This is a genomic window from Treponema paraluiscuniculi Cuniculi A, from assembly GCF_000217655.1.
GTDB classification, from domain to species: Bacteria; Spirochaetota; Spirochaetia; order Treponematales; family Treponemataceae; genus Treponema; species Treponema pallidum.
The window spans coordinates 43,031-61,791 of the sequence record NC_015714.1 but is presented as its reverse complement, the minus strand read 5'-3'; the positions used below and the strand labels follow the sequence as shown (position 1 = coordinate 61,791).

At 51.8% G+C, this 18,761-nt stretch carries 16 protein-coding genes and 1 pseudogene; 8 read left to right on the top strand and 9 right to left on the bottom strand.

Features of this window, described 5'->3' with window-relative positions; all coding sequences use genetic code 11:
- Positions 1-25 precede the first annotated feature (25 nt).
- A complete protein-coding gene (gene prmC, locus TPCCA_RS00255; RefSeq protein ID WP_013944766.1) occupies positions 26-1,063 on the bottom strand; it encodes a peptide chain release factor N(5)-glutamine methyltransferase in 1,038 nt (345 codons plus the stop codon).
- The gene (gene prfA, locus TPCCA_RS00250) at positions 1,063-2,118 is read right to left on the bottom strand and encodes a peptide chain release factor 1 (protein ID WP_013944765.1); all 1,056 of its coding nucleotides are present in this window, start codon (positions 2,116-2,118) and stop codon (positions 1,063-1,065) included. The genes prmC and prfA overlap by 1 nt, the downstream gene beginning before the upstream one ends.
- A 151-nt stretch (positions 2,119-2,269) precedes the next feature.
- Between prfA and TPCCA_RS00245 the strand changes: the two genes are divergently transcribed.
- The 6 genes from TPCCA_RS00245 to TPCCA_RS00220 all read left to right on the top strand — a co-directional run bounded on the left by TPCCA_RS00245 (position 2,270) and on the right by TPCCA_RS00220 (position 7,160).
- Positions 2,270-2,878: a phosphoribosyltransferase gene (locus TPCCA_RS00245; protein WP_013944764.1), complete on the top strand. Its 609-nt coding sequence runs from the start codon at positions 2,270-2,272 to the stop codon at positions 2,876-2,878.
- Positions 2,879-3,108: 230 nt separating this feature from the next.
- Complete coding sequence (locus TPCCA_RS00240) at positions 3,109-4,200, top strand: M23 family metallopeptidase (RefSeq protein WP_013944763.1); 1,092 nt, start codon at positions 3,109-3,111, stop codon at positions 4,198-4,200.
- 21 nt (positions 4,201-4,221) lie between these two features.
- Complete coding sequence (locus TPCCA_RS00235; RefSeq protein ID WP_010881497.1) at positions 4,222-4,653, top strand: bactofilin family protein; 432 nt, start codon at positions 4,222-4,224, stop codon at positions 4,651-4,653.
- Positions 4,654-4,658: 5 nt separating this feature from the next.
- Entirely contained in the window at positions 4,659-5,180 is a 522-nt protein-coding gene (locus tag TPCCA_RS00230) for a YaaR family protein (protein ID WP_010881496.1), read from the top strand.
- A gap of 17 nt (positions 5,181-5,197) precedes the next feature.
- A complete protein-coding gene (gene ricT / locus TPCCA_RS00225; protein ID WP_013944762.1) occupies positions 5,198-5,899 on the top strand; it encodes a PSP1 domain-containing protein in 702 nt (233 codons plus the stop codon).
- A 361-nt stretch (positions 5,900-6,260) separates the two neighbouring features.
- Positions 6,261-7,160, top strand: a complete 900-nt coding sequence (locus TPCCA_RS00220) for an adenosine deaminase (protein WP_013944761.1) — start codon at positions 6,261-6,263, stop codon at positions 7,158-7,160.
- Between the two features lie 55 nt (positions 7,161-7,215).
- On the opposite strand, the gene mnmG is transcribed toward TPCCA_RS00220, so the two are convergent.
- From mnmG to TPCCA_RS00195, 5 genes and pseudogenes are all read right to left on the bottom strand, one after another.
- Entirely contained in the window at positions 7,216-9,108 is a 1,893-nt protein-coding gene (gene mnmG / locus TPCCA_RS00215; protein WP_013944760.1) for a tRNA uridine-5-carboxymethylaminomethyl(34) synthesis enzyme MnmG, read from the bottom strand.
- Between the two features lie 39 nt (positions 9,109-9,147).
- Positions 9,148-11,253 (bottom strand): flagellar assembly lytic transglycosylase, encoded by a 2,106-nt coding sequence (locus TPCCA_RS00210; RefSeq protein ID WP_407058154.1) that lies wholly within the window; start codon positions 11,251-11,253, stop codon positions 9,148-9,150.
- 7 nt (positions 11,254-11,260) lie between these two features.
- Positions 11,261-12,193 (bottom strand): LysM peptidoglycan-binding domain-containing protein, encoded by a 933-nt coding sequence (locus TPCCA_RS00205; RefSeq protein ID WP_013944758.1) that lies wholly within the window; start codon positions 12,191-12,193, stop codon positions 11,261-11,263.
- Positions 12,194-12,313: 120 nt separating this feature from the next.
- Positions 12,314-14,758: pseudogene (locus TPCCA_RS00200) on the bottom strand (methyl-accepting chemotaxis protein).
- A gap of 26 nt (positions 14,759-14,784) precedes the next feature.
- Positions 14,785-14,979 carry a hypothetical protein gene (locus tag TPCCA_RS00195; protein ID WP_193386069.1) on the bottom strand — a complete coding sequence of 65 codons (195 nt, stop codon included), beginning with the start codon at positions 14,977-14,979 and terminating at the stop codon, positions 14,785-14,787.
- Positions 14,980-15,024: 45 nt separating this feature from the next.
- Here TPCCA_RS00195 and TPCCA_RS00190 point away from each other — a divergent pair, with 45 nt between their 5' ends.
- Both TPCCA_RS00190 and TPCCA_RS00185 read left to right on the top strand, forming a co-directional pair.
- Positions 15,025-16,044 (top strand): PTS sugar transporter subunit IIC, encoded by a 1,020-nt coding sequence (locus TPCCA_RS00190; RefSeq protein WP_245522136.1) that lies wholly within the window; start codon positions 15,025-15,027, stop codon positions 16,042-16,044.
- Positions 16,045-16,140: 96 nt separating this feature from the next.
- Complete coding sequence (locus tag TPCCA_RS00185) at positions 16,141-17,136, top strand: d-lactate dehydrogenase (protein ID WP_013944754.1); 996 nt, start codon at positions 16,141-16,143, stop codon at positions 17,134-17,136.
- A 108-nt stretch (positions 17,137-17,244) separates the two neighbouring features.
- On the opposite strand, the gene TPCCA_RS00180 is transcribed toward TPCCA_RS00185, so the two are convergent.
- Positions 17,245-18,045 (bottom strand): metal ABC transporter permease, encoded by an 801-nt coding sequence (locus TPCCA_RS00180; RefSeq protein ID WP_013944753.1) that lies wholly within the window; start codon positions 18,043-18,045, stop codon positions 17,245-17,247.
- Positions 18,045-18,761, bottom strand: coding sequence for a metal ABC transporter ATP-binding protein (locus tag TPCCA_RS00175; RefSeq protein ID WP_013944752.1), 717 nt, complete (start codon positions 18,759-18,761; stop codon positions 18,045-18,047). Before TPCCA_RS00175 ends, TPCCA_RS00180 begins: the two co-directional genes overlap by 1 nt.

Here is an 18,761-nt window from a genome sequence, read left to right as displayed (position 1 = left end):
CGCCTGCGAACGCCAGGATAACCACTCAGTCGCCGTGTTTCACCCTAGCCACTCGGCGCGCTGTTACAGCTCTAGACTGCGAGCGCAGGATCCCGCTAATCAGGCGCTCTTTCCCGGAGAGATCTTTTGAAATTTTCACCGTGGCAAACCCTGCTGCCTGGAAGATGCGCGCTGCACGTTGTGCGTGGTTTGAGCCGACCTCGCAAAACACGCACCCGCCTTCCTTTAGCGCTGCGGCACTGTGGTGTGCGAATGCGCGAACCAAGTCTAGCCCATCCGCACCCCCGTCCAAGGCACCGAGAGGCTCCCCTCTCCCGTCCTGCAACAGCGCGCGCGCTTGCGCACTCGGTACGTAAGGCGGATTTGCACATATCACATCATACGGAACGCACACCCCGCGCTCCTGTACCACGTCCGTGCCTTCAGAAGGAGAAAAGAACGGAATAGGAGCACGCACATCTGCGTGCACGAAACGTACGCGCGAATTTGCAGATACATCCAAGAGTCGGCGCGCGTTATACCGCGCTACGGCAAGGGCCCGCATGCAAATGTCGGATGAAATGACATAGAGAGGTGGCGTGCCACGCGCACGCAACATATGCATAAGTGCAATGGCAATACACCCGCATCCCGTACACGCCTCGAATATCTTCAAGACAGGCAGTGCACTTGTGTCTTTATGCACAGATACTGAACGCGGCTTCATCATTTGGGACTCAACGTGCGCCAGGACACTTTCTACAAGCAATTCGGTATCCGGTTTAGGGATAAGCGTAGCACGGGTGACACGGAATCTCAGACCAAAAAACTCTTTTTCTCGAGTCAGATACGCCAACGCACGTCCCCTACAACGAAGATGCACGAGACGCTTAAACTCGTGTGCAACGGAGGCAATCTCATCCTGCTGGTGGGCGAGAATCCACGCACGCGGCTTCGCAAGCAACTTCGACAGAATAAGGTCTGCATCTAAAAGCGGTGTGTTCTGTCCGCGCAAACAGGGGGCGTCTTGAAACAACGCTCGCGCGTACATACGCGCCTGTCGAATCGTACAGAGTTCTTGCACTAGATTACACTCTCTCGAGACGCAATACACAATGGCTCGATAATGTCATCCAACGCACCCTGCATCACTGCATCTAGCTTGTAGAGCGTAACACGCACGCGATGATCCGTAACACGGTTCTGAGGAAAATTATACGTGCGAATGCGCTCGGAACGATCCCCTGAACCAACTTGACTTTTGCGTTCCCTTGCACGGGCAACCTGGCGCTTCGATTCCTCTAAATCATACACTCTGCTGCGCAATACACGCATGGCCTTGGCTTTGTTTTTGATTTGACTCTTCTCGTCCTGACAGACAACGACAATGCCCGTAGGTAGATGTGTAAGACGCACCGCAGAATCAGTGGTGTTGACACACTGCCCACCAGGACCACTTGCACGCATGACATCAACACGCACGTCCTCAGCACGAATGTCCACTTCAGTCTCTTCCATCTCAGGCAGCACTGCAACGGTAACCGCACTGGTATGGATGCGCCCCGACGCTTCAGTGCTAGGGACACGTTGAACGCGATGCACACCCGATTCATAACGTAAACTGCCATACACATCGCGCCCCGAGATAGAGAACGTAATTTCCTTAAATCCTCCCAACTCTGTTTCGCTCACTGCAAGGACTTCATAGCGCCATTGTTTTGACTCAGCGTAGTGCGTGTACATTCTAAATAGATCTGCAGCAAAGAGCGCTGCTTCATCACCGCCGGTACCGCCGCGAATTTCCATGATAATATTCTTCTCTTGCAAAGGGTCGGGGGGAATAAGCAGCGTCTTTAGTCGCTTTTGACTCGTGTGCAGTGCAGCTTCAAGTGTACGGATCTCTTGCCGAATAACGTCCTTAAAATCAGCATCCGACTCATCTTGGATGAGAACGTGCGCGTCTTCCAACTGCTTCTCAGTAAGCAAATAGCGATCATACTCTTCCATCAGTTTGGAAAGATAGGCGTGATCGCGCATACGTTCACGATAACTCTGAGTGGAAGAGAAAAGCGAAGGATTCTCCACTTCCTGCTGTAGTTTTCTCCACTGAGCGCGCAGTTCTTCCAACTTTTCTATCACGGGAGACCCTCGCGCAGGAGCATAAAATATTCAGGCGAAGCTTTCAACAAAGACAGTTCCAGGCCACGACACGAATAGAAAAAGAGCTTGCCATGATGCTAAAAAAGCATTAGATGTAGGGTGTTTTCGTGCTCATGCAGGAGAGGCTAACGTGAAAAAGCGATTTATTCCGTACAACGTGATCCGTGATGAGGGTTTCAGTATGGCCCGGCGCATCGTGGCAGACAGGTTCGTGCCAACGGTTATGTACGTCCCCATACGGGGTGGAGTATATCTGGGTAACGTGCTCAATGAGTATTTAACCATCGCGTACAAGGCAGAGCCTCCTATCCTGTACGCAGCGGTAGTTGCTCACTCGCACTGTGATTTGCGTAAGCGGCGCGTCATCAGCGTAGATGGCTGGACCTACCCTCCTGAGTACCTACGCGTCGGGGATAAGGTGCTCATCGTAGATGATATCTTCGATTCAGGCGCAACCATCAACTACATCGCTTCCCTGCTTATGCAAAAGGGCCTTGCGCGTGGCGACATCCGCGTGGCTGTCTTCAATTACAAAGTATTCGTGGGAGAAAAACAGCCCCCGGTGTTGCCGGACTACTGGTGCATCAAGCACGAGGTACGTAGCGAGGCAGATAACGAGTGGTTCCACTACATGAGCCACGAGCTCTCTGGGCTTACTGCAGCGGAGCTCGAGCAGCACTACTACGCGCAGAACCCTGCCCTGCGCAAAACGTTGGCCGATATCAACAATCAGCTATAGCAGCACGGAAAAGTCCTCCCGCTTTTCCCTCAGCGCGGGGGCCAAGCCAGTGCTCGCTCCTGGCCAGGGTTGGGGCTCGTGTGCCCTCTTGGTCCTCTTTAAAGAAAAGAGCAAGTAGAACCGAAGCTTGGGTTGGGTGCCCGCGTCCTCGTGCTCAGACCGTCCCGTAGTTCCACGGTTTGACAGTATCTAACCGCGGTGATACCGTTTTCCCCGGAGAGGTCTTGCGCATGGCACGCATCCGAAGATACAAGCGTATTGAGTACGCGTTCGTTCGTTTTTGTATTGACCGGTGTACGCGTTGTGCGCGGCTTGTACGCGAAGCCGCAGCGCGCCTGGGCGCCGCAGGCCGTGCAGAACTCACCGTCATGTTAGTACCACACTCTCAGTGTGCGGCCCGGACTTTCTGTACTACCGCTCGCACGCTCTTGTGCGTTCTTCTGTGCGGTGTTGGCGTGTTGGCTTCTTTTTTTTGGTTTGCCCATCAGTCTGTCACCTCCGCACGTCGCCTGGCGGCGGTCCGCGCAGAGGTGGACAGAACGCGGGTGCACCTTGCACTCCTGCGCCAAGAAGCAGCAGAACTTATTCGCACTTCTAAGGCGTTCCAGACTTCCCTTTCCCAAACTTTCTCTCAGGTTGGCCTCAGTGGGCTCCAATCTGGGGCAGAAAAACCAGTACGAAGTGTATCCGACACAAATCAGTCTAACGAGCCGGATGATGCGTCAGCAAAGGACGGAGCACAAAAGGGAAACGTTGGAGTGACAGAACAGCATGGCAAAAACGTGCAGGGCGTTGGGTCGGAGCCACAGGAACTGCGGCGCATAGCCGCCTATTTTCAGAACTCTGTACAGCCAGTACGGGAGATAGGAAAGTTGCTCAATTCGCAAACAGCACTTTTTTCTGACATTCCCAGCCTGTGGCCCATAAAGGGAGGCGTAGGTCACATTTCCATGGCATTTGGCAAGAACCGACATCCATTTACAGGGCAGTGGTATGTACACAAGGGTATTGATCTATCCACTCACCGTTCAGGGGATCCTATCGTTGCCACTGCAGACGGACATGTGGTGACGGTAGAATACGATTCGGGTTGGGGAAACTACGTTATTATCAAGCACAAACATGGGTTTTATACCCGCTACGCGCACATGCAATCCTACACCGTCACCCGTGGGCAGCACATCCGACAAGGACAAATCATCGGTTATATCGGCGCCACAGGTGTAGCGACTGGTCCACATCTGCACTATGAAATACATATCGGCTCTGACGTTGTCGATCCTGGTAAATACCTCAACGTCAAAACTGCAGGGGCAGGATAGTGTCTCAACAGGATGGAATACATGGCAAAGATTGAGCGTCGCTCCATGAACACGCTTATTGGTGCAGGCTCCCGTATCAGCGGGAACGTTGTTGTCCCCGGTTCAGTTCGCATTGAAGGGGATGTCGATGGGGACGTTATCACTACAGGGCACGTGGTAATCGGGAAGCGCGCGCGTGTCCGCGGCGTCATACGGGTAGGGAGCATCATCGTAGGAGGAATGGTGGAAGGAGATATCGTTGCGTCAGAGGCGGTGCAGGTGCTCCCTTCTGGAGTTATTCTGGGCGCAGTGCTTACCCGAAAAATTGTAGTGGACGAGCAAGCTTTTTTGGATGGTTTTTGCTATGCAGTGGCAGATCAAGAGGGATTCAACAAAGTGCTCAAGGCCTATCTCGGTCGTAAAAGTATTCATACGTCTGCGTTTGGATACAACAAGTACAGCAAGTCAGGATAAAGCGGATGGGATATCGCGTAGGAAATTCTGACTCTACGTCTTTACTGTCCGCATTCGCTCCTCCTGAGAGAGCCAAAAAAAAGTCAAAAGAAAAACGGCCCCTGCAGGCTGCGCGCTTTCTCTCCCTCCTATATCCTAAGACGGATCCGCACTCTGCAGTGCAGGATCCGTCTCTTGTTCACGAAGAACATCAGACACGGTTGGCGTATCTGCAAGATCGCCTATGCTCCACAGGGGATATATTAAAAAACACGCGCACGCTAGAAACCATCGCCGCATATAAACAGGCGGTCAAAGAATTTGTCCAATACGCGATTAAGCACAATTACACCACTGAGTCAAAAAGCAGTATCAGGATAGACAGGGGAACAGGTATGCCTGATACGGTAATATTTACAAAAATAAAGGTCATTGACCAAAAGCTGGCTTCCTTTGTAAGGGAGCTCATGTCTCACCAGGTAGATCAACTTACGGTTTTACAGAAAACGGAGGAAATCTACGGTATGCTCGTGGACCTACTGATCTAGCACTAAGGAAACTTATCATGATACCTAAACTGAGCCCAAATGCTGACCGCTGCACGGCGTGTGCTTCCACCCCTGCCTTTCCGCCGCAGCCCATGGAGGAGGAAGGAGAGTTTTTATATCAGTTGCGTCTTGAGTACTCCCGCGAAGTGTTATATGCGCGTTTTCACGCGGCGCTACGCGTGCACACTTTTGTCGTGGTACCCACGCGTTATGGCAACGACATTGCTCGGTGCGTAGGGCGTATACGCACACCGGTACAAACCGATATCGCGAGTGTGGTACGTGTTGCATCAGACCAAGATTTGTGCACATGGCATACACATAGGGAAAAGGAACGTGCTGCGGAAATGATTTTTCGGGATCGCATTGAGCACTATCAACTTGAGATGAAATGTATTTGCTGTCACTATCCTTTAGAAGAAGCACGCGTGGTATTTCTATACAGTGCGCCAGCACGTGTTGATTTCAGAGAATTAGTTAGAGACTTAGGAGCTACATTTGGTACGAGAGTCGAACTGCGACAGATAAATGAACGGGAAGAAGCGCGGATAGTAGGCGGAATTGACTGCTGCGGGCGCGCGCTATGTTGTTGCTCAGTGTTCAGCAGGTTGCGTCCAGTCTCGGTAAAAATGGTAAAGGAAAAAAATCTATTATTTCGTTCAACCCAGATGATGGGTCGTTGCGGACGATTGCGCTGTTGTTTGACGTTTGAGGAATGATCGTTACACACGTAGCCTGTGTGGCGCACCTAAGTCGCTGCACCCACTCGTAACACCACACTCACATGTGCAGTGTGTTCGCGTGTACAACCGATGTGAGCGTGGTGGGGTTTGTTAGCAAGGGGACGTTGATCTGTTCGTGCTGCTGATTGTCTTTGTCCCGTCGTATAGAACACACTCGCAGGTTTCCCTGCCCAATACCATTACTTAGCCCACCTCCTCTAGGAAATTTTCGTAAATGCAGAACGTTTGGTAATACTTGATTTTTTATAAGTCTCCATTGAATATAAGAAACAGGTATACCCGTTAAAAGCATAGCATTGCTCGACATTATCTATTGTTTTACGCAAGAGGATGCAGAATGAGGAGTCTTGAATATTATCGATCACAGCCAAAAGCAGATGTGCACACGCATCTGAATTTGAGTATGAAATACGAACGATATAAGCAATGGTCAGGAGTAGTCATTCCAAACTTTCCACGTAAAATGCGCGGGCTCGACGAAATGCATGAAATTATTGGTGAGTACACGCGTCCTCAGTGTAAAACTGCGCAAGACGTGTTGAATTTGTTTACCATGTCCATAGAGGATGCCATTGCGGACAATGTCGTCGTAATGGAGACATCAGTTGATATTGGCTTTGTCACCCATTATGAAGAAAATTTGGATCATTTCTTATGTGATTTAAGCGATCTGCATCGACGCTACAAGCGCAATGTTACCCTTCACTTTGAGCTCGGTATCTCCAAAATACGAGAGCGCAGCTTCGTAGAACAGTGGGCTGAGCCCATGATGCGAAGCGGTATCTTCGAAAATATTGACCTCTACGGTCCAGAGATTTCCGAAGGAATCGAAGATTTCATCTATATTTTTAAACTGGCCGAGAAGTATCACTTAAAAAAGAAAGCCCACGTAGGCGAGTTCTCTGATGCGCAATCGGTACGGCACTTTGTCGAAATATTTAACCTGGACGAAGTCCAACATGGCATCGGAGCCGCTACTGACGAGAACGTTTTGCGGTTTCTAGCTGAAAGAAAAGTTCGCTGTAACGTATGTCCAACCAGTAATGTCATGCTCAACGCGGTGGAATGCCTAGAAAAACATCCTATAAAAAAAATGATGGATGCAGGGGTCCGTGTTGGGTTAGGAACTGACGATCTTCTCTTTTTTGGAAAAACAAATAGCGAACAATTGTTTGATATGGTTTCCTGTGGCCTTATCACCGAACTTCACGCCGAAGCGCTCCTTGCTGTGCGTTAAAAGTACGTACAAACACCTGCCTAACAAGGCGGTTCTTCTATCTCTGCGGTAGCTGCTACCGCTTTAAGTGGGCGAGCAACAGCATTACGTCAGAGGGTCTGATTCCGCGCATTCTCCCAACCTGCCCGATAGTGTCCGGGCGAACGTGTTCCAATCGTGTACGGGATTCTACAGAGAGACCTGATATACGCGCGTAATCGAAATGCGCTGGAATCTTTATTCCTTCCATTTTCTCCACTTGTGCAATTCTTTGATCCTGTGCAGCGACGTAGTGTTCGTAGCGTATCTCCACCCCAACCGACTGGAACACTTCCAAAGGGAACCGCGCTATCTGCTCGTTCAGCGAAGCGATAAGCCCAAGAGGTATTACCGGATCACGTAGTGTAGCTGCAAACGATTTACCTATATGCGGCTTCAGCTGAACATATGCGTTTGCATGGGTAAGACTAACTTTGTTGGTCTGAAGCAGATGCAAGATCTCGTGCTTCGTACGCATCTTTTTTTGCAACGTTTCTACAGCAGATTTCTTCTGCAGCCCAATGGCGTAAGCCTTTTCTGTAAGGCGTTCATCCGCAGTATCGTGACGGAGTTTCAAACGATACTCCGCACGCGCGGTAAACATCCGATAGGGTTCGTCTATTCCTTGTGTTACAAGATCATCTATCATGACGCCAATATATGCTTCGTCGCGTTTCAGAACAAATGGATGATACTCCTCTTTGGTTTTAGTACTGCGCGCGTACAGCGCAGCGTTAATCCCAGCGATAATACCCTGACCTCCAGCTTCTTCATAGCCGGATGTTCCGTTAATCTGACCTGCAGAAAAGAGCCCGCTCACCCTTTTTGTTTGCAAATCAATACCAAGTTGTACAGGGAATAGCACCGCATAATCCACCGCGTACGCAGGACGCGTAATAACCGCGCGTTCCATACCAGGGATAGTGCGGATCATTTCGTCCTGTATATCCTCTGGCAAACAGGATGAAAGCCCGTTTATATATAACTCTTCCGTACCTAATCCTTCCGGTTCTATGTACAGCTGGTGACGTATCCTGTCGGGGAACTTCCTCACTTTATCTTCGATAGACGGACAATATCGTGTCCCTACCGCCTTTATTCTGCCAGAAAAGAATGGAGAACGATGAAAATTCTCACGGATGAGCTGATGCGTTCTCTCATTGGTGTAATTAATATAACAATCCGCATGTGGACGATTGATTTCCACGTGAGCAAAGGAAAAAGGACGCATGATAGCGTCGGCTTCTTGCTTTTCCATTACCGAAAGATCTACAGATTTTCGTAGTACGCGCGCGGGCGTACCCGTCTTCAGCCGTCCCATCTGAAACCCTTTTTTTCTCAGCGCAGCTCCCAGCCCTTCAGCAGCATGTTCCCCTAATCGGCCTTCAGGTGCCTCATATTCCCCAATATACACACGCCCTTCCATAAAGGTCCCCGTAGTCAGTACCACCGCGCGTGCAGAGATGTGTCTGCCGCGTGCGGTAACTACCGCATGCGCTGCCCCATACGCTACATATCCTGCATCAGTGGTATTGGAACACACAACGTCTACCACTGTGTCCTGATACAGGTGAAGATGCTGCGTACATTCCAACGTATGCTTCACCTTCTGGGCATACAAAAACTTATCTGCTTGGATACGCGGCGCCTGCACTGCAGGGCCCCGGCTTTTGTTGAGCAGTCGATACTGAATCATGCATGCATCCGCAAACTTTCCCATCTCTCCGCCGAGTGCATCGATTTCTCTTACAATATTCCCCTTGGAAATCCCTCCAATGGAAGGATTACATGAGAGCCTGCCGATACTATCGATTGTCTGAGTGATGAGTAACGTGTGCTCCCCCATACGGGCAGCGGCCAGCGCCGCTTCGGCACCTGCGTGTCCACCACCGACGACGATAACGTCATAGTCAGAAAATCTGAAACCCATGGGCAGCGGATTATAGAAGAAAGGTGCAAAAGGCTTCAATCAGGAAGCACGACAGAATTCAGGAAGCAACGCACACACAACATCTGAAGCCTGTTTCTGATAATAAAGGTACCCGTACATCACCGCTGCGGATAGGATCTTCCTCCCGTACTCCCGAGGTTCTGCAAGAGGCAGGGTTTCGAGGAACAGATCATCGGGCAGGCTTCCCCTCTGTTTTTTCCATTTGCGGACGCGCGACGGTCCCGCATTGTAGGAGAACAGGGCACAGAACACGGAGCCATCAAAGCGACGAATGAGATCTGAAAAGAACAGACTGCCGAATCTAACATTGATATCCGGGTCAGTTAAGTCATAGGTGTCGATATTGAGCTTACGAGCGATATCTGAAGCGGTTGGCCTCATCAATTGAGCAAGACCTACAGCGCCCGCCCGAGAGATAACCTGCGGCTGAAACAGACTTTCACTCCGGATGAGCGCAAACAGCAGATACTCCTCAATATGATACTTCCCTGCATAGCCTTGTATGACGTCAAGCCACGGACGCGGGTACGCAATCTTCAAGTGTTCTACAGAATAGCGCGCACCGTGAGAGCGTATTGCGTACGACTGAATGCGCACGGCATCGGACCATCGTGATCTTTGTATGTGTGCGTCCGCAAAATGCTCTGCAAGGTGGAGAGGAATGTCAGGATAGAACTGTACCATAGCTTGGTAGAACATATCGTCCAAGTGATAGTCGACATAACCTTGGAGAATAGCACGCGACTCATCGGGGGTAAGAAAAGGATGCGGTGTTCTCTTACTCCGCACCTTATACAAAGCCTCTTCCAGAGGAATGCCCAATGCACATGCAGCAAGAACACGATAGTAAAGGGAAGAATGCGCAGTTTCGAAGATGGTACGGTAAGCGCGGCGCGCACTCTCTTCTGAAAGCGTACCTGAACGCGCAAGGACATACGTAACGCGCGCGGAGCGCTCGGGTAATGCCCTATGCGTCAGCACCTCTTGCAGTGTAGCCAGACGCCCCCAATCTTGCTGCGTAGTCAGCTGGACAATTGCATAATCGACAAGGTCAGAAAACCAAGAATCCGAACGCCAACGTGGTGCACTTTCAACAAGCATCTTAAAGAAAGAATCAAAGTCCAATGCACGCAGTACGTCCAAGTAATACCACAGGGCATTATCAGCATCTTGCCGCCTTGTGGCCACTTTCTCTGCCTTTTTGAAAAGGGGAAGCGCTTGCTTCTTGTGAGAAGCGGACCGCGAGTAAAGACGCGCCGCATAAAAATAGCAATAAAAACGCAGTCGTGCCTCTAATTCCGCATTGGACAACGTTGAGCGCGACAGGTGTGCAAGATGGTCAAGAAAAACCTGCGCGGCTTTAACACTGTTTTCACTACCGTAAAGCGCTGCTTTCCCAAAATCGGAGAGAACCGAATTTGTAGCGTACCGCGTGTGCCACGCAGAAGAGCGCAACAACAATCGCACTCTCTCCCACCCCCGTTTGTAATTCCTGTGAAAGACGTCCACACGAGCACCATGTACTTCCTTAAAGATACGCGGCAGATCCGGCAGTGCCGCAATAAGCGCAGCAAATTGTGCACTCGTATGGGGCGCAAGTGCCCTATCGTTGTACCAAGACTCAACAACCGTTCTCAGACTGTAGTAGCGTTCGAGTTCAAAGAGCACCCTTGAACGCAAAAGGCGAAGTGTCTGTTGCTGCGTTTTGGTTCGCGCATCGCTGCCTTCATTAAGGACATGCAGCTGTTTTTCAATAAAGGCGAGACGCTGTAGTGGACTCCCTGTATTGTGTGCCTCATGCGCACATAACTGGCGGTACGGTGCGGCCTGCGCTGCGCCACGTACGAAGTACTCGTGAGCCTCTTCGGAAAACTTGGCCCGCTTGAGGTGTAACCCAATGAAGTAACTTGCACCTTCCCGCGCGGCGACCTGCTCGAGAAACTCATCTGTTGGCTTTAGAAACGGAGTGTAGTTTTTGTCTCTCAAAAACTGAGGGATATCAACCTCCCTAGCGCCGCGCGCGCACACAGTGCCCTCCCACGAGACAAGGACACACACCACGCACCACACGCGCAGGCACAACCTGCCCTCCCGTAAGAGAGAGAAAAAGCCACCTCCCCACACGAGATGCTTACCGTGACGGAATTTCAATTGAGGTTCCTGCAACGATATGATCAGGGTTTTTCAGTCGGTTAAACTCAGCAATTCTCATGTAGCGCCACGGAGTCTTGTAATAACTCCGCGCCAAATCCCAGAGCGTATCCCCCCGTTTGACCGTGTAACGCACAACCTTGACGGATCCAGACTCAGACTCCTCTACAGGTTCTGCCGCTGCACTCGTAGCCGTTTCAGCCCCGGGAGACGCAGGGGGGACGTCCTTTTCCTTGTGGGTTTCTGGAAGAGCAGTCTCAGATGGGAGATCGACGACACGTGCCTCAACCGCAGTACGCTCGAGCTCACGCGCTGCAACATGCGTAGAAGACCTGGGCAGTTCAACTTTTTGTGACGGCACGACCGCAGGACGAGAGGCGCCGTGCATGTACAGAACCCAACCCACCAAGACACCACCGAGCAGAATGAGAAATGCGCACACCGCCAACAAAATCCGTCGTCTCCTCGTGAGGGTAGAACCGTCCCCTCCCTCGTCTTCAGGGAAGGAACTGACATGCTCGATCTGAGCAGCAGGCTGCTCATCCGGTGTCACGTCTCCTGAGGATCTCTCCAACACGGAGAAAGAGGTTTCCTGAAAAGCACCAGAACCTACATCCGTCGCACGCGCACGGCACCGACTCCCATCACACTCAACCTCGAGGCGAATAGTAGCTCCCCCCGCCGCAGCAACGGACAACGCGTCTATCGAAAGCGCACCCATAGGCTCAAGTTCTGCAGAGGCGACCGACGCCTCTCCATCGCCAGGAGAAACCCGTTTAAAAAAGCTCAAAAGAGCACGAGACTGTTGGTCATTCGCGGTAACGAGCTCGAGCGTTGTGCGCTGCACACCCTCTGCAGCAAAGAGAGGGAAAAAAGACCCGTCCGCGAGCTTGATACCGATCTCCTGACTCATGAGCGCACCCCCGCCCGAGCATAGTCAGGCGAAACCCTTTTGTCAATCTTCAGTCCATAGGGGGAGGGGGAGGCCGGCGCTCGCTGAGACTGCACGCTCAGAGACAGCATGCGGTTCACGCTACCTGTAGGCTCCTCCTACCCCCCCCCGTGCCTGTATTCCGACTGAGGTTCGTCCGTTGGTATATTGCTGTCCAAGAGCCCACTCAGGGCGGGTGATTACCTCCCGCGTATGCAACTCAACTGCCCGCGTTCGTGCAACCACTTCCGTGAGCACTTCCACGTTACCGATCATCGTCTCGACCTCTGCGCACACCTTTTGCGCATCTCGTGTCAACCGCTCAGCACGAGCTGCACCTCGCGTGCATACCTCTGCTATCACTTTCCCCTGCTCACGCGCCGTACATAACTGCCCTGTCACCGTGCGCATACGCTCAACGGTACGCTCATTTTCTTCTCCCACCACCTGAACGGCACCGGAAATATCCGCAAGGATGGTGCTGAAACCGTCCACCTTTCCTCTAATGTCTGTAAAACTCTGGGCAACTCCTGCCGACGCGTGCCCTGATTCTCCAATCACTGCCTCTATTTCCTTTAACATTTTTCCCGTTGCACCAGACTCAGCTGCTGTTCGCGCTGCCAGGGAGCGGATTTCCCCCGCTACCACCGCAAAACCGCGTCCTGCGTCACCTGCATGTGCAGCCTCAATCGCTGCGTTCATTGCAAGTAAATTCGTCCGTCCTGAAATATCTACCACCAGCGCATTCGTCACCGCCAAACCACGCGACCGACTCGTAATTTCTTCGATCACCTCCATCATGCGGCCAACGCATTCCTTGCCGGTTTTACTTGCCGTGGTAATTGCCTCAAAATCTGCGTGCACTGCAGAAAACTTACCCCGCAAGTTGTGCACCGTACTCCCGAGACGCTCAACTGCCTCAAGCGCTTCTCGTGCACGTTCCCCTTGTGCTTCCATTTGTTCATCCAACTCTCGCAAGGAGGAACCAAGCTCTTCATTCACCACACGCGTTTGAGAAAACCCTTCCCCCTGCACCGCTAATTCTTCGCGTACAGCACCCGTGTAGCGCGTCAAGTCTTGCACTACCTGCTCTGCACGATCCATGGTCTCGGTCAGATTCTGTTCATTGTGCGAAAACTCCTGCGCGGTGCGACGAACTTCACCAAACAACCGCTCCAAACGCTGCGACGAGGAAGATAAGTCCTGAGAAAGCCGCTGCGCAGTCCGCCCATCCAAAACAACCTGCCACTCGATGAGCGCAGTTTGCGTAACCAAAAATCCAACAAACCCAAAAATCAACAGGGGAGCTCCTGACAGTACCCCTACAGCCAGGAGCACATCGTGCAGCGCTGTGACGCCTAACACCAGCACCCCCATACTCAAAGGCACCGCGCCACGCTTTCTGCGGTACAAGACTTTGCACATCACCCAGAGCACAATACCCAGCAAAAGCAATACGAACAGTTGCTGTAAGGGAAGTAATCGGGCAAAAGAGGCAGGGGGAAGCAAAAGGATAATCACCGCGTACGCAAGCCCCTCTGCACCAAACGCCACCACAAAACTCTGATTCACAAGCCCAGGGTACAACGTAGAAAGATAGTACAAACAGGACACCCCCGAGAACGCCAGGGTCAGGTATTCTAACCGCACCATCGGGTCCCACCCAATCGTGATCAAGCGTGGTAGCAACGCATTCCCCGTCAGCAGCAAGCGAACCACAATCAGCAACGAAAAAAGCGAGCACACATACAGGCTCTTTTCGCTCACTCCCAACACCCCTGCAGTATCTGCCCGCTCATTCTCCGCATAAGACTTTCTGCTGCAGGAGGACAATCGCCGGAAACAAAACATTGCCAGGTAATACGCGAATATCGTAAACGCAAAACCAATTGTCATCGCCTCAAGCACGTCCTTGCGCAGCACGCGCGTACGAACGCGCGAAACAGACCCCAAGTGAACTTCACCGACAATGCCCGGTCTTAGACTGTGGTAATTGCTTACCTGGATGCACACGTCAATTTCAGGTTCGTGCGTTGGCAACCACACTTCGGCAGGGTGGACGTAGGGGATGGCATCTGCTCGGTTACGCGCAACGGTACCAAGTTCTGTTAAGAGATGCCCGTTTGCGTAGATTCTTGCTGCGTAGTTAAGCGTATCGCAGGACAGCGCAAGCGACGGAGCGCGAGGGGGAAGCAAGATTTTCAGCGTATAGGTGGCACATCCGTAGTGAGGATACGCCTGAATAGCGGGTATCTGAACCGCGCCCCGCGGTTTGGTCCACAGGGAGGGAACGGTCATAAACGCAGCAGGCTGCTCAGCTGAGTGAGTAAGTAACTCGTTCCAGTGAAACCCCCACGTTCCCGAGAGAGAAAGCAGTGCATCACCAGAGGAAAAATCCCACTGACGGAGATCGAGCACTCCGTTTTTTGCCGAAGGAGGCGCCGGGAGTGCAGTGTGTGAAACCGCAGCAGAAAGGGCAAAAGCAAAAACATACGAGTACGTAATGGCACGATATTTCATGCCGCGGACTGTACGCGACACGTCCAAAATGATCTATGGACTGCACTTGCTGTTCACGCAATCACACGGGCATGCCCAAATGAGGAATTTTCATCGCCCGCATCAGGAATAGTGCGCACGTTTTTGGAAGGGTTCTCCCGCAGTGGGGACTGCAACGCTTTTTCATCCAAAACAAAATGAAACTGTTGACGCGGTTTATTCTCTTGCCTCACACTGGCTGCGGTCCGCGCCATTTTAAGTCTCTCCATAAGGAGCGTCTCATGCACACGCAAAGCCTCAGCCCCAGGCAGTTCATGATGAAAATACTCAACGGGTCTTCTGCCGGGATCGTCATCGGTCTTGTCCCCGCCGCTATCGCGGGGGAATTGTTCAGGGCGCTTGCTCCGCTTTCGCCGCTGTTCGCCGCGCTCTACCACGTGGTGCTGCCCATACAGTTCAGTGTACCGGCTCTCATCGGTACCCTTGTTGGACTTCAGTTTCACTGCTCCGCGCCCGAAGTGGCTACCCTCGCCTTTGTTTCTGTTATTGCCTCAGGAAATGTCACGCTTCAAAATGGCGCCTGGTTAATCACCGGTATCGGGGACGTCATCAATGTTATGCTCATATCTGCACTTGCAATCATACTCGTCCGTGCTCTACGGGGGAAACTTGGTTCGCTGACCATCATCGCGTTGCCCCTTATCGTAGCTGTTGTCGCAGGGGGTGTCGGCTCCTTTTCCCTGCCCTACATAAAAATGATCACGTTTTTCGTCGGCAGAGTTATCGCCACGTTCATCGCGCTCCAGCCATTACTCATGAGTATCCTGCTGTCCATGTCTTTCTCGCTCATCATCATCTCCCCTGTGTCTTCCGTCGCGGTAGGAATCGCCGTGGGGCTCACCGGTCTGGCAAGTGGAGCAGCAAACATCGGCGTCTCCTCCTGCGCTATGACCCTCATTGTGGGAACCATGCGCGTCAACAAGATCGGTGTTCCGTTGGCAGTGTTCGCAGGAGCGATGAAAATGCTCATGCCAAATTGGATCCGGTATCCGATTCTCAATATTCCGCTCCTACTCAATGGCCTCGTTTGCGGCGTGCTCGCGTGGCTTTTCAATCTGCAGGGTACTCCTGCAAGCGCAGGCTTCGGTTTTATTGGACTTGTTGGACCGGTCAACGCCTACAGGCTTATGGCGTACACTCCTATGGTGCGCGCGGGTATTCTTTTCCTCGTGTATTTCGTTCTTTCCTTCCTTGCTGCGTATCTTATCGACTTTATTCTCGTTGACCGCCTCAAACTTTACCGGAGAGAACTCTTTATCCCCGAACAAGGGTAGATATCCTATATGTTATGTGTTTCCGCCCAGGTCCTGCGTGAGATACGTGCAGAACGTGGGTAAGGAATGTTGTTTGCCTTACTAAGGAGGTGCGAAATGAGGTGTGTTGTCTTTAATCTTCGAGAAGAAGAAGCCCCTTACGTGGAGAAGTGGAAGCAGTCCCATCCAGGGGTAGTCGTGGACACTTACGAGGAACCGTTGACCGCAAAGAACAAGGAGTTGCTTAAGGGGTATGAAGGGCTCGTGGTTATGCAGTTTCTCGCTATGGAAGACGAGGTGTATGACTACATGGGTGCGTGCAAACTAAAAGTCCTTTCCACACGTACCGCAGGCTTTGATATGTATAATGCAACTTTGCTGAAAAAGCACGGCATTCGGCTGACGAACGTACCGTCCTATTCACCGAATGCTATCGGGGAATATGCACTCGCCGCCGCGTTGCAGCTGACGCGACATGCGCGCGAGATTGAAACCTTTGTAAGGAAGCGTGATTTTCGCTGGCAAAAACCAATTCTCTCGAAGGAGCTCCGCTGCTCACGCGTAGGTATCTTGGGAACGGGCAGGATTGGACAGGCAGCAGCAAGGCTCTTCAAAGGGGTTGGTGCTCAGGTAGTTGGTTTTGATCCGTACCCGAACGATGCCGCAAAGGAATGGTTAACCTACGTGAGTATGGACGAGCTGCTGTCCACTAGCGACGTGATCAGCTTGCACATGCCTGCGACAAAGGACAGTCATCACCTGATCAATGCGAAAACAATCGCGCAGATGAAAGATGGCGTGTACCTGGTGAACACGGCACGCGGAGCAGTGATCGACAGTCAGGCGCTCTTAGACGGCTTGGACAAAGGCAAGATTGCAGGTGCTGCACTGGATGCGTACGAGTTTGAGGGTCCGTATATTCCTAAAGACAACGGGAACAACCCTATTACCGATACGGTCTATGCTCGGCTTGTCGCACATGAGCGTATCATCTATACCCCTCATATCGCCTTCTACACAGAAACAGCGATAGAGAACATGGTGTTCAATTCGCTTGACGCCTGCACCACGGTGTTGCGTGGGGATCCTTGTGCCGCTGAAATCAAGCTGTAACTGACGCCAGGTGTCCCTGGTCCCGTGTGAGTCTGACTGGCTAATCGGTCAGTCTGGAGTCGCCAGCTCAGGGTGGGTTGTGGGCTCCGCGGGACCCCGTCCAGCCGGTTACGTGCGGGCGCGGCCCACCTGTGTGAGCGCGATAACCAACATCAGTACCACCACCGAGACCAGTGCGGTGAATCCCCCTGGGGCCACGTTCAAGTAATACGAGAAGACCAAACCCAGCGCCGTATCCAGCATACTAAATAGAAACGCCGCCACCAACGTAAGCAGGAAACCCACCCGCAGCTGTAGCGCTGTCGCAACCGGTACGGTCATGAGCGAGCTCAGCACCAAAATACCGGTAATCTTTATAGAAGCTGCTATAGTCGCTGAAATTACCACCGACGCGACGTAGTTTATCCCGTCTGCTGCGACGCCACAGATACGCGCGGTCTCTTCATCAAATGCCAAGTACAGCAGCTGATGGTAGCGCAACGCTAGCGTACCTACGCAGAACACGCTGAGTGCGAGCATGATCCACAAATCGCATGTAGAAACAACCAGTATGCTGCCAAACAGATAGCTGTCTATATCCGCCTGGATAAGCCCAGAGCTCAACAGCGTGACAGCAATACCCACACTCAGGGAGAGTACTATTGAAAGAATCAGGTCATGATGGTTTTTGAAAAAGGCGCGCAAAAACTCTATCAAAACCCCCACCAAGGCAGTGAAAAAAAAGGATCCCCATCCTGGATGGATGCCGCACGAAACGGCAATAGATACTCCTGCAAGTGAACCGTGCGCAAGTGCATCTCCCATGAGCGCGTAACGGCGGAGCACTAAGTGTATCCCCACAAGAGGACACAACAAGGCTATGAGAAAAGAAGCAACAAAAGCGTTGCGCATAAATGCGTACTGCAACATCACCGACTCCGACACTGCGCACAGGCAAGCGCATCTTTTTTCTGCATATCCAAAAACTCACTGACGTACTGCTGAGGATTACACAAATGGCCATGTCCTTCGCTGAGATGAAAAATTTGCGTAGAGTTTGTAATCGCTGCATCAAGATTATGCTCCACCGATATAACCGTTACGTTACGTGATGTGTTCAATCCCTTCAGCAGAGCGTAAATATCTTTCTGTCCTCGAGAATCAATACCTGTTGACAGCTCATCGAGCACCAGCAAATCAGGATCTCCGATCAGGCTCCGCGCAATGTACACCTTCTGTAATTCTCCTCCAGAGAGGGTATACACAAGCTTTTTTTTCGCACCCCGCATACCCACCTCCTCCAGCACAGCATCGACAGCCCACTTGTGCGATATGCGCAGAAGTCTGCGATACGAGTTAAGCATTTCATATACCGTAAGCGGAAAATAGAGCGTGTGCATCTTTGTCTGTGGAACAGAACCAACACGCTGTACAAAGTGAGCGATCGTACCGGTGCTCGGCTTAAGTAATTTGAGGACAAGCTTCACAAGCGTGCTTTTCCCACTACCATTTTCTCCTACAACGGAAAGGTACGCGCCTTTTGGTATTGCAAGATCCACCTCGTGCAGTATAAAGCGCGCGTCTGCGGTGTACCTGAAACTAACGTTTTGTAAAAGCACCGCGAAGGGACTAGCCATGATGCGCAT